A 16,676-nucleotide genomic window follows, 5' to 3' on the forward strand; every position below is an offset into this window, starting at 1 on the left:
TGAACCTCTGTGTTCCAAAAAATACAAATTCATGAGAAAACAACCATTTTATTGGCTATGTCTTATCCTGTTTTCGGTTAAGGCTGTCTTTTCCCAAAAAACCGTCAACATCTGGGCAACTGACCCGAACGCACGGGTGAATTTTGGGGTAGAAAAGCTAAAAACTGCCTTGAGCGTTGCGGGTTATCAAGTGACTTTGAACAAAAGCATCACTAAAAATAGCTACCAAATTGTGGTGGGTTTGGCTACTGACCCAACCTTCCAAAAACTGACGCTTGGTCAAAAAGTAACGCTTGCAGCGAGCTCTTCAAAGGAAAGTTTTGAACTCCTCAAGCAGCCCACTTCTCCGTTGTTTATTGCGGGAGCAGATGCTTCGGGTGTGTTGTATGGGTGTTTAGAATTGGCGGAGCAACTCAAGAAAAATCAGCGATTACCCCAGCAACTTTCGCTCAAAGACCAACCCGAAATGGTGCTGCGCGGTACGTGTATCGGGGTTCAAAAGCCCGTTTATTTGCCTGGTCGTGAGGTATATGAATATCCTTACACGCCCGAAACGTTTCCGTGGTTGTACGATAAAGCACAGTGGATTAGGTATTTAGACATGATGGTTGAAAATCGGTACAACTCGCTCTATTTATGGAACGGACACCCGTTTGCGTCGTTGGTAAAATTGAAAGACTACCCGTACGCGTTGGAGGTGGACGAGGCAACGTTTCAAAAAAATGAAGCACTTTTTAGTTTCCTCACCGCCGAGGCCGATAAGCGCGGAATATGGGTGATTCAGATGTTTTATAACATCATTGTTTCTAAACCTTTCGCCGAAAAACACGGCATTAAAACCCAAGACCGCAACCGCCCGATTGTGCCGCTCATTGCCGATTATACCCGTAAGTCGATTGCGGCTTTTGTCGAAAAATACCCCAACGTTGGATTACTCATTACCCTCGGGGAAGCCATGGAGGGACAGGGGCAAGATGATGTAGATTGGTTTACCAAAACGATTATTCCAGGCGTCCAAGATGGACTCAAAGCCTTGGGGAAAACGACGGAGCCACCCATTGTTCTCCGTGCCCACGATACCGACGCCCCTCGGGTGATGAAAGCAGCGTTGCCTTTGTACAAAAACCTCTACACCATGGCCAAGTACAACGGCGAAGCGCTAACGACCTACACGCCTCGGGGTAAGTGGGCGGATTTGCACCGTAGCCTAAGTCGAATCGGAACGGTACACGTCGAAAATGTGCATATTTTGGCCAATTTGGAGCCTTTTCGCTACGGCTCGGCTGATTTTATTCAGAAATCGGTACAAGCCATGCACAATGTATATGAAGCCAATGGCCTTCATTTGTATCCGCAGGCATCGTATTGGGATTGGCCTTATACGGCCGATAAAGCCGAAAAACGTCTTTTTCAACTGGATCGTGATTGGATTTGGTACAAAACGTGGGCGCGATACGCGTGGAATTCAAAACGGGAGCGCCCCGCCGAAATCAATTATTGGGGCAACCAATTGGCGGAAAAATACGGCTTACCACTCGACAAAGGCAAAGATGTGTTGGAAGCCTACGAACAAACAGGAGAAATTTCCCCTAAACTTCTTCGCCGATACGGAATCACGGACGGAAATCGCCAAACGCTGACGTTGGGCATGTTGATGACCCAACTTATCAATCCATTTCGATATGGTTTGTTTACGCTCATGTATGAATCGGAAGCGCCTGAAGGTGAAATGATTATTGAGTACGCTGAAAAAGAATGGAACCGACAGTCGCACATTGGGGAAACGCCCGTTATCGTGGCCGACGAAGTGGTGGTACATGGTCAAAAGGCCGTGGAAGCGATTGAACGCGCCGCCGCAAGTGTTACTCAAAACAAGGAAGAGTTTGGCCGCCTTCGTAACGACGTACATTGCCAAGACGCCATGGCGAATTTTTATGCCGAAAAAGCACGGGCGGCTCTAGCAACGCTACGTTTTAAGTACTCAAACGATGTGCGTGATTTGGAAAAAGCATTGCCTCATCTGGAAAAAAGCGTGGGCCATTACGCCAAGCTCGTTGCCTTGACCAAAGACACCTATCTGTACGCCAACAGTATGCAAACGCAGCAACGCAAAATTCCGATGCGTGGGTTTGAGGGTGCGTATAAGACGTGGACAGAAATGTTGCCAGTTTATGAAAAAGAGTTGAAAACGTTCAAGTATAAAATTGATTCGCTCAAAACACACAGTTCGCAAACTACCAAGCAATTGGTGATATTACAACCCGCCGAAGTGGCCTTGCAGAGTCCGCAAGCAGCATGGTTTTCGGCGGTAAAGGGACAAACCGTTTTTAGCGATACGGCGGCGGTGATTAGCGGAATTGCGCCCGAATTACAGGCGCTGAAAGGAATTAAGTTGGCCAAAAACCAACTACAATCGCAACGCACAACCCTGACTTTCACGACGCAAGAGCCAGTGAAATTATTGGTTGGGTTTTTCAATGAAAAGAAAGCCAATTATTTACCAACTCCTGAGTTAGAAACCGACGCCAGCGCCAACGACTATGGGCAGGCTGAAATCAAAATTTCAAATGCTGTTTTGGTCAACGGCTTTCCACCTGCCAACGTCCACGCGTACTCGTTTGGGGCGGGCACCCACACCCTGAATTTGGGCAAAGGAGCGTGCCTCATTCTAGGGTTTATGAAAGGAAACCAAGCCATCCCCATTTTCGACGCGGGTATGGCTGGTAACAAGAAAAATATTGATTGGCTGTTTGAGTAATGCAGTCGCTCGCGTCTCGCGAGTGACGACAATTTTTGGGCTTCCAGCCCCGAAAACATTATGCCAGAGGCATTTTAATAATCGTCACACGCGGAACGCGAGCGACCACAAAAGAAGAAATTAGACTCTTTTCAAGGTGACAAGTAAAAAATTTAACCGATGTCCACAAAAAAACGTAATCTACTTTTTACCTTTTATCCCTTGCAAATTTGCCGTGCGACGGTCCAATTTTTGCTCCTTGCCCTCTTGCCTTTTCAGGGGGTGGCTCAAAAAGCAACGGTTTTAACCACCGACCAACTCAAAAAAGACGTTGCTTACTTTAACTCCATCGACGACGAAGCGGTCAAAAACCACGTCACCAACGAGCAATCGTTTGCTTGGCTTTCAGAAAATATTCCGCTCTTTGATTGCCCCGATTCCGTCATTCGTACGGTCTATAACTACCGCTGGTGGTCGTTCCGAAAGCATCTCAAACAAACGCCTGAAGGTTTTATTTTTACCGAGTTTATCACCAAAGTCAATCATGCGGGTAAGTACAATGCCATTAGCAGCGCTTTGGGGCATCATATTTATGAAGGGCGCTGGTTACACAATCCGCAGTATCTCAACGATTACATTTCGTTTTGGCTGTACGTTGACCCAAAACATACCGTCCAGCGTTTTCATGCTTTCAGTAGTTGGGTGGACGATGCCGTTTATGGTCGGTATTTGGTAAACTTAGATAAAGCTTTTGTGCAACAAACACTGCTCGATTTAGAGGCCGATTATCGTAAGTGGGAGACGGAAAAAATGCTACCAACGCAGCTTTTTTGGCAGTTTGACGTGCGCGACGCCATGGAAGAATCAATAAGTGGCTCGCGAAAAGAAAAAAACATCCGCCCGACCATCAATAGCTACATGTACGGCAACGCCCTCGCTCTGTCTCGCATGTCGGCGGTTGTGGGGAACGATACCTTACGCCAAAAATACCAGCAAAAAGCCGAAAGACTCAGACGCCTTGTCCATGAAAACTTGTGGGATGAATCAGCTTCATTCTTTAAAGTAAAACACGAAAACGGTAGCCTTGACAACGCCCGCGAGGCCATTGGGTTTATTCCGTGGTACTTCAACCTACCCGAAGATGCCCCAAAATACGCCCGACAGTGGGAGCAACTCACCGATACGACTGGCTTTCGAGCCCCTTGGGGGCTGACTACTGCCGAGCGCCGTCACCCTTTATTTCGTACGCATGGCTCGGGACATGGTTGTGAGTGGGACGGCCCCGTCTGGCCTTTTGCGACGACTCAGACGCTCCGAGGGCTTTCAAATTTGCTTAATAATTACAAGAACCACGGGAGCATGACGCCGCAGGTTTTCTACGATGAGCTTCATCGTTATGCTCGTTCCCACCAAATGAATGGTAAGTTGTACCTCGGAGAATACCAAGACGAAAAAAATGGCCGCTGGCTCAAAGGTGACGACCCGCGAAGTAAATTTTACAACCATTCGGGCTACGCCGATTTGATTATCAGCGATTTGATTGGGCTCAAACCCCGCGCCGATGATATTTTGGAAATTCGCCCATTAGTGCCTCAAAATCAATGGGATTGGTTTTGTTTGGATAAGGTTATGTACCACGGAAAAAGTGTGACAATCCTTTGGGATAAAACGGGTAAGCATTACAAAAAAGGCAAAGGTTTACGTGTATTTGTGGAGGGGAAAGAAATAGGCCGCGCCAAAAAATTAGCACCAATAAAGTTCAAACTTTAGCACGCCCCGCGCGCAGCTCGCCCCGATTTCCCATCGGGGCGAAACACGGCCCAGCGTCTCCGACGCCTTTTTTGATGCAAGCGTGTCAGAGACACTAATCCATAGCGTCCCCAAAGTACAGTTTTGGGACGGGTTGGGTAAGAAACACATCCAAAATCCTTTAAAAAGCGGACTCTTGCGGAGTTCGCTTTTTACTTTTATAAAAAACGGACAGAATGAAACGAATCAAATTCTTACTGGTTGGCCTATTGGCAATACTCAACATAGGGGCATGGGGGCAAAACTCAGAAAAATACCTCTTTATTGGTACCTACACAACAAAAACCAGCGAAGGCATTTATGTCTATAAATTCAATACCGAAACGGGCGATTTTAACCCAGTAAGTATTGCCAAAGGGGTCAAAAATCCTTCCTTTTTGGCGATTTCTCCCGATAAGCGTTTTGTGTATTCGGTCGCGGAAGTAAATGGCGGAGCGGTAAATTCGTATTCATTTGACCGAAATACGGGTACATTGAGCCTATTAAATACCCAATCGGCAGGAGGAAATGGCCCGTGTCACGTCGCCACTGATAAAAGGGGGAAGTGGGTAATGGTAGGAAACTACGGCGGTGGTAGTTTGAGTATTTTGCCCGTACAAGCCGACGGCTCGCTTGGGGTGGCTACCCAGACCATTCAGCACGAAGGCAAAAGTGTGAATGCACAACGGCAAGAAAAAGCACACGTCCATTCTATCAATGTGGCTCCTAACAACGTCGATGTGTTTGTGCCAGATTTAGGCATGGATAAAATCATGACCTACACCCTCGATACCAAAGCTGGGCGCCTTACGCCTGGAAATCCTGCATTTACGGCGGCTACGCCAGGGGCGGGGCCGCGCCACTTTACGTTTCATCCCAACGGAAAATGGGCCTATGCCATCAACGAACTGGACGCAACGATGACAAGTTTTGAATACAAAAAAGGAAAGTTAACCCCTATACAAACGGTGACGACGCTCCCCAGTGGCTACACGGGGCGTATGTGGTGCGCTGATATTCACATTTCGCCCGATGGTAAGTTTTTGTACGGCTCTAACCGCGCCCAAGAGAGCTTAGTTATTTATAGCATTGCTGCCAAAACGGGGGAACTTACCTACGTTGGTAACCAAGACGTACTCGGAAAAACGCCCCGTAATTTTATGATTGATCCTACGGGAAAATGGGTGCTTGTGGCGAATCAAGATACCGATAACGTCGTGATTTTTAGTCGGGATACCAAAACAGGAAAATTGACGCCCACTGGCAAAGAAATCAAAGTATCAATGCCTGTATGTTTGAAAGTGCTGGAGTAAGAAGGGGTAAATTGAGAAATAAAAGAAACTAATGAACCGACGAAATTTCCTACATACCAACGCTGCTTTGGGGTGGGGTGTGCTGAATTGGCAAAAGCCATCGGACCCCGCCGCCGAAAACGTGCGCCTGTACTGGGCCAAGTTACTTTACAAAATCGCCGAACCCGTCCTGAAAAATTTGAGCCAACACACGCTGGTCAAAAACTGGAAAGTGGAGTTTAGCCCCACGTGGGACAATCGCAATGCCAAAGTCGCGTATCTGGAGGCTTTTGGGCGTACCATCGTAGGCGTAGCGCCGTGGTTGGCGTTGCCCGATGATGATACCGAAGAAGGTACATTGCGTAAAAAACTCAAACAATATGCCCTCAAAAGCATCGAAAACAGCGTTAATCCTGACTCGCCCGACTACATGCTTTGGCGAAAAGAAGGCCAAACGCTGGTGGATGCCGCCTTTCTGGCACAGGCGTTTCTCAAAGCGCCCGATGCCCTTTGGAAGCCATTGGATGCGGTTGCTAAAAAACGTGTGATTGAGGAGTTTACGCTGTTACGTCGGGTAGTTCCGCCCAATAACAACTGGGTACTTTTTGCGGCTATTGTAGAAGCATTCTTGTTGTCGATTGGTGAAAATGCCGACCGTTACCGCATTGAGTTTGGCGTGCGAAAAATAGAGGAGTGGTACGTAGGAGATGGCTGGTTTAAAGACGGCGAAGTGTTTCACATTGATTATTACAATTCGTTTGTAATCCAACCCATGCTCGTGGATGTGCTGCAAACTTGGTTAGAGGTTAACAAACGTCAATCGCTGTCGGGCAATCACCAAGCATTGCAAGATAGATATACCAAAGCTGTAAAACGGATGCAGCGTCATGCCGATTTTTTGGAACGTTTAATCTCTCCCGAAGGTACTTTTCCTGCCTTCGGTCGTAGTATTACGTACCGAGTAGCTGCGTTTCAGTCGTTGACACACGCTGCATTGATTCATCAGCTACCCGAAAACGTCACTCCGTCGCAGGCGCGTTGTGCCCTGACGGCCGTCATCAAGCGGATGTTTTCGCAAGAAGGGGTGTTCGACCAAGAAGGCTGGTTGACGCTGGGCTTTGCGGGACACCAGCCCACGATTGCCGATTCGTATTCCAATTCAGGAAGTATGTACCTGACTACGTTGGGCTTTTTGCCGCTTGGCTTACCTGCATCTGACCCTTTCTGGAGCGATACCGATGCCGAATGGACGCAAAAGAAAGCATGGTCGGGAAAGCCCTTTAAAAAAGACGGAGCCGTTAATTATTAGCCAATTATGTACAGTTTTCTACTATCGTTATTTCTCATGAATCTTGCCAATCCTTCTGTTACATTAACTTCCCAGCAATGGTTGACGTTGCCCGAAACACAATTCAAATACGCTACCGACGGCCGTATGGCACCTCAGCCTACGCTCGTAAAACTTCGTTACGATGACACGTATTTGTACATTGATTTTGAGTGCGGCCAAAACCCTTTTTGGAAAGAAAATAGCTACCGAGGGCACAATACCGATATGTGGAATCAGGAAGTGTTTGAGTTGTTTATTGCCGAAGGAGAAGCCATTCCGACGCGGTATTTGGAACTAGAAATTAATCCTACTAATGCGCTGTTTGTGGGGTGGATTGAAAACCCCACGAAAGAAGCCCCGCAAAATTTGGCGTTTGTCCCTTACGAAAAAGCAGGAATAAAACACGAAGTGAAGACCGCAGGCGATACGTGGTCGGGTAAAATGCAGATTCCGTGGACGTTGTTGGGAGGGAAGAAAGATACCTATCGCTTCAATTTTTACCGCATTGTCTCGCTTCAATCGCATTCAAATGCTGACTGGAAGTGCAGCCCTGCCGATTGTGCTTTTTTGTGTTGGAGCCCCACCATGAGTGGTGCTACGCCAAGATTCCACCGCCCCGATTCTTTTGGGACATTACATTTGAAATAAAAAATAAAAGAGGTTGTCCAAAAAGTAACAGGTTACAAAATATTCTTTGGTTTCAACCTCATCCCAACCCTTCCGCTCAGGCGGCCCTGTCCTTCCATGAGAAGGGCTTTAAAAGTCCCCATCTCCAGAAAGGAGAGGGGGATTTAGGGGACGGCCGGCCGCTGCCGTGAGGTTGAACAGACGCTGAAGATAATTTGGTGATACCAGACTTTTTGGACAGCCTCTTGAAGTAGTCGGGCTGCTCACAACCCGACTCACGTATTAAAGCTTAACCGCCTGGCGCGCCAGCAATTTCCACTGCCCTTTTTGTTTTTGCCAAACGAGTAGAATCGCAATGTTAGCAGTTCCTGCTTGTCCTTTATTGTTGGTTTTGGCAAAAAGTTTGTGGCGAACGATGGCATTGTTGCCCACAATTTTGATGGTTTGTTCGCTCAGGTCAATAGTAACAAAATCAGATTCTCCGCTGACAATAGCGCGAACAAACTCGGCTTTGTCTTCCACTTTGCCGCCCGAATGACCATAGCTCAGCGCATCAGTGGCAAGGTTTTCGAGGGCAGTTTTATCAGCATCAATCATCGCTTTTTTGAGCGCTTCGACGGCGTTGGCTACCGCTATTTCATCTTTCGACTGTGCTTGCGCTGCCCACGAGCAAACGCTAAGAAAAAGCACAAAGATTACCTTTTTCATGATTACAAATCAACTGGTTTCATTTTTGGTACTAAGAAGTGCATAACCACCCAGGCCAAAATATAAGCTGCGCCGCACACAAAAAACATGATGTAATACGCCGTTTCGATTTGATTAATAGAACGGTAATAGACAAACATGTTTTTCTGAACCAACAGTGAAAGCAAAATACCACCCAGTGCGCCAAACATACCGCCGATTCCAGTGACAGAGGCCGTGGTGTATTTGGGAAACATATCAGAAACTGTCGTGAAAATATTGGCGCTCCATGCTTGGTGAGCTGCTGCCGCAAAACCAATGACTAAAACGGCCAACCACATGTTTATACCACCCAAAATTTGAGCAAAAACGATAGGTGACACACAAAGTGCGTAAACTAACATCGAAGTTTTACGGGCCTTAAAGACAGGCCAGCCCATCTTGATAAGATACATAGGGATATAACCTCCACCTACGCTTCCAATCGTGGATAACGTATAAACCAACGCCACAGGAATCGCGATTTCAGTACCTGTGAGTTTGTATTGGCTTTGAAGAAAGTCGGGTAACCAAAACAAGTAAAACCACCAGATAGGGTCAGTGAGGAGTTTGCCAAGTGCAAAAGCCCATGTTTGTTTGAAACCTAATAGTTTGACCCAAGGCACTTGTGGTTTGTTTATATCGTTTTTATCGGCCAATACCTCCGCCGCGTCAGAGTGAATGTAATCGTATTCGGCTTTAGAGAGTTTGGGGCTTTTGCTTGGCGTTTCGTAAAACATTAGCCAAAGCACTAGCCATATAAAGCCCAACATCCCTGTAATAATAAAAGCCCATTGCCAGCCCATTTCGGCCGCGATAAACGGCACAGAAAGCGGGGCTACAATCGCTCCAAAGTTGGTGCCTGAGTTGAAAATCCCCGTGGCAAAAGCACGTTCTTTTTTAGGAAACCACTCTGCTACGGTTTTAATCGCAGCTGGGAAGTTGCCCGCTTCGGTAATACCTAACGCTGAGCGAACTACTGCAAACCCGAAAACCGTATTGACCAAAGCATGGGCTACTGCTGCGACGCTCCACAATGTAGTGGCCACTGCATAGCCAATTTTAGTACCCAACTTATCCACTAAACGTCCTGCACCAAGCATCCCGAAAGCATAAAATAGTTTAAATGCAATCTCAATATTGGCATAGTCACCATCATTCCAATTGAGTTCTTCAGAAAGGGTGGATTTTAGAAGGCTAATAACTTGCCTGTCAAGGTAGTTGATGGTAGTTGCAAAAAACACCAGACCACAAATCGTCCAGCGATAATTACCGATTTTTTCCATTTAGTAGAAGGGTTTTAATCCTTGTAATGTAGCAGGTTGTTTAGGATCAACCGACTACTTTGTAAGGGTTTGGTAATAACTAATTAGAGCACTTATCTTTTGAGTAATTTCTTCGAAATTGCCTGCTTCAACGACATTTTTTGGAAAAAGCTGCGAGCCGATTCCCACGGCGCTTACCCCTGCTCCAAACCACTCTTTGAGGCTTTCTGGCGTGGGTTCTACGCCGCCCGTTACCATTACTTTGGTGGCAGGCATGGGGCCTTTAAGTGCTTTTACAAAGCCAGACCCAACCACATTGCCAGGGAAAATCTTCACGATTTCGGCGCCTAGTACGGTGGCGTTATACACCTCCGAGATGGTCATCGCACCTGGCATCCAAGCAATGTTATGGGCTTTACAAACGTCGGCAACATCGGGAGACGTAACGGGTTGTACCAAAAAGTCGGCACCCGCTGCTATGAACTCTTCGGCTTGCTGTCCATTGAAAATCGTTCCAATACCTAAAGCCATTTCTGGGTAGTTTGTACTTATGTATTGGCGCAATACTTTGAAAACTTCTTTGGCTTTGTCGCCACGATTGGTAAACTCAAACGCCCGAATTCCACCTTCATAACACGCTTTGATAATTTGGCAAGTTAGGGTGGCATCGGCATGATAAAACACGGGGACAATTGGGGCAGTGGCTAAGGTTTGATAGACTTTTTGTGGTTCAAAGGCCATTTCTGAGGGGGAATTAATGGTTATCTATTTTAAGACTTTCCAAGTTTTATGTTTAGGTAGAACTGTAAACTTGGAAAGTCTTAGTTGCTTAACAAACTTTGGAGCGTTTCGTGTACATCTTCTACGCGTTGTTGGGTGGCATCGCCATATTCTTGTAATTTACCAAAAGCTGCCGCCGCCGCAAAATCAATAATGTCTTGCGGAGCATGATTTTGGCTTAATCCGTAAATCAGCCCTCCCATAAAACAGTCACCGCTGCCTACTTTATCGACTACTTTATCGGTTGTAAATTCAGGCGAAACGTACTGCTGCCCGTCTTTGTAGAGGGTGGTGTAATACTCAATCCCTTGTCCAAAGGCGTCAAAACGGAACGTATGCGCTACCACTTTGCATTTGGGATAAGCCGCTTGAAGGGCCTCGGCAGTGGTAATGCTGTGTTGTAAGTACCTTTCTTGGGTATGAATTACCTCCACTGTTTTGTCAACAGGAATGCCCAAAAGGGTATTGGCAGCCCAAATATTGCCCATGATGACATCGCAGTACTTGACCAGTTCGGGCATAATGTCAGTAGGCTTTTTGCCGTATTGCCACAGTTTTGCGCGGTAATTGAGGTCCACCGAAATGGTCAGTCCTTTGCGGGAAGCTACTTCCAAAGCCTCTTTACAGGCATCCGCTACGTCTTGGTTGAGGGCGGGGCTGATGGCACTAAAATGAAACCAAGAGCAACCTTCTAACACTTCTTCCCAGTTGACTTTCCCCACGGCAAGTTCGGAAAACGACGAAAACGCGCGGTCGTAAATCACGCCTGCGTTTTTGAGGTCAGCGCCTTGCGGTAGGTAATACGCCCCAATTCGGCTTCCAAAATGGCGAATACCCGTGGTATCAATGCCTTTTTGGGTTAAGTATTCTTTGATTTCGACCGAAAGTTGGTTTTCGGGCATGATGGTACTGTACCGAACGGGAATGTTCCAATTGGCAAGGGCATTGGCCACATTGAGCTCGGCTCCTCCCACAAACACAGGCATGTTTGTGTGCTTAATCCATTCTCCGTTGAACTGAGGCGAAAAGCGAAGGAGAACTTCCCCGAAGCAACAAATAGTCCCCAATCCTACGTTATTTTTGATGTCCATAGTGCTATATTTTTAGTACATAGGCGGTTGTGAGCAACCGCCTGCACGAAAAATGAAAACCTAATGAATCTTAGGGCTTGAGAAGAAAAGGCCCTAAAATCCAAAGTATTGTTTTGCGTTATTGTAACAAATGTTCTGAACCACTTGGCCAACCCATTCCATATCGTTGGGGATTTCGCCGTTTTCGATGTCATTTCCGAACATATTGCACAAAATACGACGAAAATACTCGTGGCGAGGGAACGACAGAAACGAACGAGAGTCGGTGAGCATACCTACAAAACGGCTCAACAAGCCCATGTTCGACAAGGCCGTGATTTGTTTTTCCATGCCGTCTTTTTGGTCTAAAAACCACCAACCAGAGCCAAACTGGACTTTACCCGCAATCGACCCGTCGTTGAAGTTGCCAATCATGGTGGCAATCACTTCGTTATCGGCAGGATTGAGGTTGTAGATAATGGTTTTGGCCAATTGGTCGTATTCGTCCAAGCGGCCTAAGAATTTCGATAATGCCATTGCTTGCGACCAGTCACCAATCGAATCCCAGCCTGTATCAGGCCCCAAAAGACGCAGCGCACGCGCGTTGTTGTTGCGAAGTGCTCCTAAGTGGAACTGTTGCGTCCAGCCAAGTTCGTGGTACATGGTGCCCAAAAAGTGCAAAATGGCCGATTGATACACCAAAATGTCGTTTTGAGACAGTGCTTGTCCTGCAAGTGCTTTTTGCAAAATGCTATCGGCTGCTTCGGGTGTGAAGTCGGCTGCGTAGATTTGCTCTAGGCCGTGGTCAGACAATTTACAGCCCAAAGAAGCAAAGAAATCGGCGCGCGCACGGAGTGCCTTGGTAAGGTCATCGTAGCGGTTGATTTCAAAACCAACGATAGTCCCTAATTTTTGGAGGTAAGTAGCAAAGTTGGCGTTGCCAATTAAGATAAATTTATCAGGACGGAAAGCGGGACGCATTTGAATTTCAAGCGTTCCTTCTGTAGCTAATTGTTGGTGGTATTCCAATGTATCGAGTGGGTCGTCGGTAGTACAAACTACTTCGACGTTCATTTTGCGGAGCAAGTTACGCACCGAATAATCAGGTGTACGAAGTTTCTCCGAACACTCATCATAGATACGGCGAGCACTTTTAGGGCTTAAAACTTCGTGAATGTCGAAATAGCGCTGCAACTCAAGGTGAGTCCAGTGGTAGAGTGGATTACGAAGCGTATAAGGCACGGTTTCGGCCCATTTTTCAAACTTTTCGTAATCGCTAGCAGCGCCCGTACAATAGTTTTCGTGAATACCATTGGTACGCATAGCCCGCCATTTGTAGTGGTCGCCATAGAGCCAAATTTGTGTGAGGTTTTCAAACGTTTTATCGGCTACGATTTGGTCAGGAGGAAGGTGGTTATGATAATCAATGATAGGCATTTGCTTCGCAAACTCGTGGTAGAGTGTGCGTGCGCTATCGGTTTGGAGTAAAAAATCTTCGTCAAGAAATGTCTTAGTTACCAACATGTTAGTAAATGAGGATTAAATTTAGAGAATCTCGTTCGTTTCGGCTACCTGAGAGGGATGTCTTAGAAAAAAGCTTTCGAGGGACTGTTTTACCCCATTGTCGAGCATATTTTCTAAGTTATCTATGATACTTTGTGTAAAGCCAGGTAAAAGCGACAAGTCGGTGTCCCAAAGTGTTTTGTCTTGTAGCACTTTTTCAACAAGTTCTGCGGTATCGTATTGTTGCCATTTTTGGTAGAAATACTCAGCTTTTTCGTCTTGAATAGGGTAAGGAATGCCGTTACGTTCACCAAAATACACAAAACCTTCTTTGGCAACTGGTTTCATAAAATACAAGTAAGCGGCAAATCCTAAAGAGATATATTGAGGAACGCAGTCAAAAATTTCGTAATAACGCAGCAACGTGGCTACGTTTCGCATTTTCATTTTGGAGGTGTAGTTCAGCGTGATGCTAAGCCACTGGTGATTGAGGTGTGGGTTGCGGAAACGGTCAATCACTTGCATTCCAAACCGCTGCGGACGTTTGTCGTCCATGGGGTACGGAATGGCTAATCCCAATTCGGCCAGCATTAAATTGCCGATGAAAGAAGCCATAATTTCGTCTTGCATGGCGCTGATAACCGTGTCATAACCCGCAAGGTAAGCTAACCCGCAGCTAAGCGTGTGCGTGCCGTTGAGTAAGCGAAGCTTGAGTTCACGGAACAAGTTAATATCGGGCTCAATAAAAATGCCATCGTCGGTTGTGGCAAATGAAAGAACTTGTTTGACGTGTTCGTCGCCCTCAATGGCCCACAGACGAAATACTTCGCTCAACGTCAGCAATTTATCTTCGTAGCCTAGTTCATCGTACAACGCTTGACAAGTGTTGGCGTCGGGTTTGCCAGGCACAATGCGGTCAACAAGTGAATTGCAGAAATGATTGGCACTTTCGAGCCAGTCAAAGAAGCCAGACTCTAGGCCGTTGCGGTGGGCTAGTTCAATCACAATCGACTCCAATTTGGTTCCGTTATCAGGAATCAACTCGGTCGGAACAATCACCAAACCTGATTCTTGGCTTCCCCCAAACGCTTTGAAACGAGCGTAAAGAAATGCCAGTAATTTGCCAGGAAACGAAGTAGGAGGTGTGTCCGAAATATCGTCTTGAACGAGTTGAATGCCTACCTCGGTGGTATTGGAAAGAATAATTTGCAGCTCAGGATTTTTTGCGCATTCAAGAATGGTCTCCCACTGCGACTTGGCCGAAAGCACGCGGCTGATTGCCGAGCAGATGATGTTTTCTTCGACGAGTTCATTGTTTTCAATCCCGCGCACACAAAGCGTATATAAACCATCTTGCTCGTCGAAAGCAGCCGAATCGCCCGAGTCAGTTGATTTTACCACAACAATGCGGCCATTGAATACGCCTTGGCGATTGGCTTTGTCAATCAAATAGTCGGGTAAGCCTCGCAGCAATACCCCCGTTCCAAATTGTAAAACTTTTTCTGGAAGGTCGAATAACGATGCCTCAGGTACCACCAAGTTAGGATGTTGGCGAAGTTGAGGTAATTTGTTTATAGATAAATAGCTCATTTTTTATTTTTTTGGGTTCAATAACCACGATGCTAAGTCTTTGGCGGCCGAAAAATTTTCGTATGTCATCGGAATGCGGCGACCGTCGGTATATTCGTTGTAAAGCCAAGGGTCACCCACGGCAAAAACCGTCCCTTTGCCGACTTTCGATACGGCCATGATGATGTCGCCTTTTTGCGTGACAAGGGCTTGAGCGGGAGCTGTTACTTCCAACGGAGATAACTCTTTGATGTAAACGGCTTTGGTGTTTTTGAACACTGCATTCCCCACTGGAATGTCCACGCGTCCCTGTTCCCACTGCTGTCCTTGTACCATGTTGACGTTTTTGGGCAAAAACTGGAGTCCAAATTCTTTGGCCAAACGGTTGAAGCGAGGGTGTTCGCAGTTGGATGTGTCATTAGACATGAGCACGAGCGTCCCGCCTGCTTTTACCCAAGCGCTAATGGCTTTGATGTCGGCATCCTGAACAAAATTTGGGGTAGCAGTTTCTTTCTTGGTGTCAGGGTCAACGATGATATAGACACTGACGTTTTTGAGGTTAGCAGCGGTTGGAGCGGCCGTAATGCTGGTGGTTTTGGCCCCCAAATCGCGAAAAATGGTTCCCCAAAGCCAAAAACCTGAGTGCTGGCGATCTTCCCACGTGTAGTGGAATTGTTCTTGGTTGCCATTGTGGTCTTTTCTGAATTCATGATTAAAATAATAATCTGCTGCCACCACTTTGCCTTTTCCGAGGCTGTTTTCTGCGGCAATTTCCATTTCTACACTGGCAAAAATAAACGGCCCTACGCCTTTGAGGTCGTTTTTACGGATGGGCTCGCTCAAGTAATATTCATAGCTACCGTCGCGGTAAGGAGAGCCTCCCAAGCCGCCCACACTCACTGTTTTGTTGAGGCTAACGGTGCCATTGGCTTCTTCTTCCACAAATTCTTTCAAGATACCCGCGTATCCTTTTTTGGCCGAAGCAAGGTAAGTGGCAGGCAAATATCCCATGCGTACGCCTTTGGCGAGGGCATACACAAACATGCACGAAGCCGACGCTTCAAAGTAGTTTCCTTTGCGCGTTCCTTGGGTAGTCATTTGGTACCACACGCCCGACTTAGCGTCTTGGTATTTTACCAAGGCAGGAGCAAGGCGTTGAAGGTATTTGATAAGATTGGCGTGTTCAGGATGGTTGGCGGGCATATAATCTAAGACATCGACCAATGCCATGGCGTACCAGCCAATCGCTCTGCTCCAAAAGTGAGGTGAAAGACCCGTTTTTGGGTCTGCCCATTTTTGCTCTTTACTTTCGTCGTAAGCGTGATAAACCAAGCCTGTTTTGGGGTCAACGGCGTATTTTTCGATGAGGGTAAACTGCTTGGCGATGTGGTCGAAATGCTCAGGATGGTTAAAAATAAGGCTGTATTCGGCGGCAAAAGGCTCGGCCATAAACAAGCCGTCGAGCCACATTTGATAAGGATAACGCTTTTTGTGCCAAAATCCACCTTCTTTGGTTTGGGGTTGGTTCTCAATTTGTTTCCAAAGCAAATCGGCGGCTTTGCGGTACTTATCTTTGTCGGGTTGTGTTTGTTGGTACAAGGTCAACAAGGCCCTGCCCGTAGGGATATTATCAAGGTTAAAATCGTCGTATTTGTAAGTACGGATAGAGCCGTCTTTTTGAACATAGCGATCCATATCGCGGCGCACGTACTCGTAGTATTTGCCGTTGCCTGTCCGATTCCATACTTTTTCGATGGCTTTGTACATCAAGCCCTGCTCATAATCCCAACTGGCAGGTTTGTTTTCTTTGACCATGATGGAGTCTTTGTGCCAAGTCATAAACGACTCAGCCATGCGTACCGAATAGGGCGCTTTTTGGGCGGTAGCTGTGTAGGCCACCAATATACCTACGATGAGATGTAGAAGAACGCGTTTCATATTGATAGTTAAAAAATGGAGGCTAAAAGTAATGACTGTTTGTGGTAATGC

The 16,676-nt window shown here is 46.6% G+C and carries 12 protein-coding genes; 5 read left to right on the forward strand and 7 right to left on the reverse strand.

Going from position 1 to position 16,676, the window contains the following annotated elements; all coding sequences use genetic code 11:
* Positions 1–31: 31 nt before the first annotated feature.
* The 5 genes from AC23P2_RS19305 to AC23P2_RS19325 all read left to right on the forward strand — a co-directional run bounded on the left by AC23P2_RS19305 (position 32) and on the right by AC23P2_RS19325 (position 7,795).
* The gene (locus AC23P2_RS19305; protein WP_487774715.1) at positions 32–2,758 is read left to right on the forward strand and encodes an alpha-d-galacturonidase; all 2,727 of its coding nucleotides are present in this window, start codon (positions 32–34) and stop codon (positions 2,756–2,758) included.
* A 159-nt stretch (positions 2,759–2,917) separates the two neighbouring features.
* Positions 2,918–4,507 carry an MGH1-like glycoside hydrolase domain-containing protein gene (locus AC23P2_RS19310; RefSeq protein WP_487774716.1) on the forward strand — a complete coding sequence of 530 codons (1,590 nt, stop codon included), beginning with the start codon at positions 2,918–2,920 and terminating at the stop codon, positions 4,505–4,507.
* Between the two features lie 215 nt (positions 4,508–4,722).
* A complete protein-coding gene (locus AC23P2_RS19315) occupies positions 4,723–5,838 on the forward strand; it encodes a lactonase family protein (RefSeq protein ID WP_487774717.1) in 1,116 nt (371 codons plus the stop codon).
* A 31-nt stretch (positions 5,839–5,869) separates the two neighbouring features.
* Positions 5,870–7,126, forward strand: a complete 1,257-nt coding sequence (locus AC23P2_RS19320; RefSeq protein WP_487774718.1) for a DUF2264 domain-containing protein — start codon at positions 5,870–5,872, stop codon at positions 7,124–7,126.
* Between the two features lie 36 nt (positions 7,127–7,162).
* A complete protein-coding gene (locus AC23P2_RS19325) occupies positions 7,163–7,795 on the forward strand; it encodes a carbohydrate-binding family 9-like protein (protein ID WP_487774719.1) in 633 nt (210 codons plus the stop codon).
* A gap of 261 nt (positions 7,796–8,056) precedes the next feature.
* Here AC23P2_RS19325 and AC23P2_RS19330 read toward each other — a convergent pair whose 3' ends face one another.
* The 7 genes from AC23P2_RS19330 to AC23P2_RS19360 form a co-directional block, all read right to left on the reverse strand.
* Complete coding sequence (locus AC23P2_RS19330; protein ID WP_487774720.1) at positions 8,057–8,482, reverse strand: nuclear transport factor 2 family protein; 426 nt, start codon at positions 8,480–8,482, stop codon at positions 8,057–8,059.
* A gap of 2 nt (positions 8,483–8,484) precedes the next feature.
* Positions 8,485–9,786 carry an MFS transporter gene (locus tag AC23P2_RS19335; protein ID WP_487774721.1) on the reverse strand — a complete coding sequence of 434 codons (1,302 nt, stop codon included), beginning with the start codon at positions 9,784–9,786 and terminating at the stop codon, positions 8,485–8,487.
* 54 nt (positions 9,787–9,840) lie between these two features.
* A complete protein-coding gene (locus AC23P2_RS19340) occupies positions 9,841–10,506 on the reverse strand; it encodes a bifunctional 4-hydroxy-2-oxoglutarate aldolase/2-dehydro-3-deoxy-phosphogluconate aldolase (RefSeq protein ID WP_487774722.1) in 666 nt (221 codons plus the stop codon).
* A gap of 80 nt (positions 10,507–10,586) precedes the next feature.
* Positions 10,587–11,636, reverse strand: coding sequence for a PfkB family carbohydrate kinase (locus AC23P2_RS19345; protein WP_487774723.1), 1,050 nt, complete (start codon positions 11,634–11,636; stop codon positions 10,587–10,589).
* A 93-nt stretch (positions 11,637–11,729) separates the two neighbouring features.
* Entirely contained in the window at positions 11,730–13,139 is a 1,410-nt protein-coding gene (gene uxaC / locus AC23P2_RS19350; RefSeq protein WP_487774724.1) for a glucuronate isomerase, read from the reverse strand.
* Between the two features lie 21 nt (positions 13,140–13,160).
* The gene (locus tag AC23P2_RS19355) at positions 13,161–14,708 is read right to left on the reverse strand and encodes a tagaturonate reductase (RefSeq protein WP_487774725.1); all 1,548 of its coding nucleotides are present in this window, start codon (positions 14,706–14,708) and stop codon (positions 13,161–13,163) included.
* 3 nt (positions 14,709–14,711) lie between these two features.
* Positions 14,712–16,625 carry a glycoside hydrolase family 88 protein gene (locus AC23P2_RS19360; RefSeq protein ID WP_487774726.1) on the reverse strand — a complete coding sequence of 638 codons (1,914 nt, stop codon included), beginning with the start codon at positions 16,623–16,625 and terminating at the stop codon, positions 14,712–14,714.
* Between the last annotated feature and the right edge of the window lie 51 nt (positions 16,626–16,676).

Source organism: Runella sp. R0.1_18 (assembly GCF_057652155.1).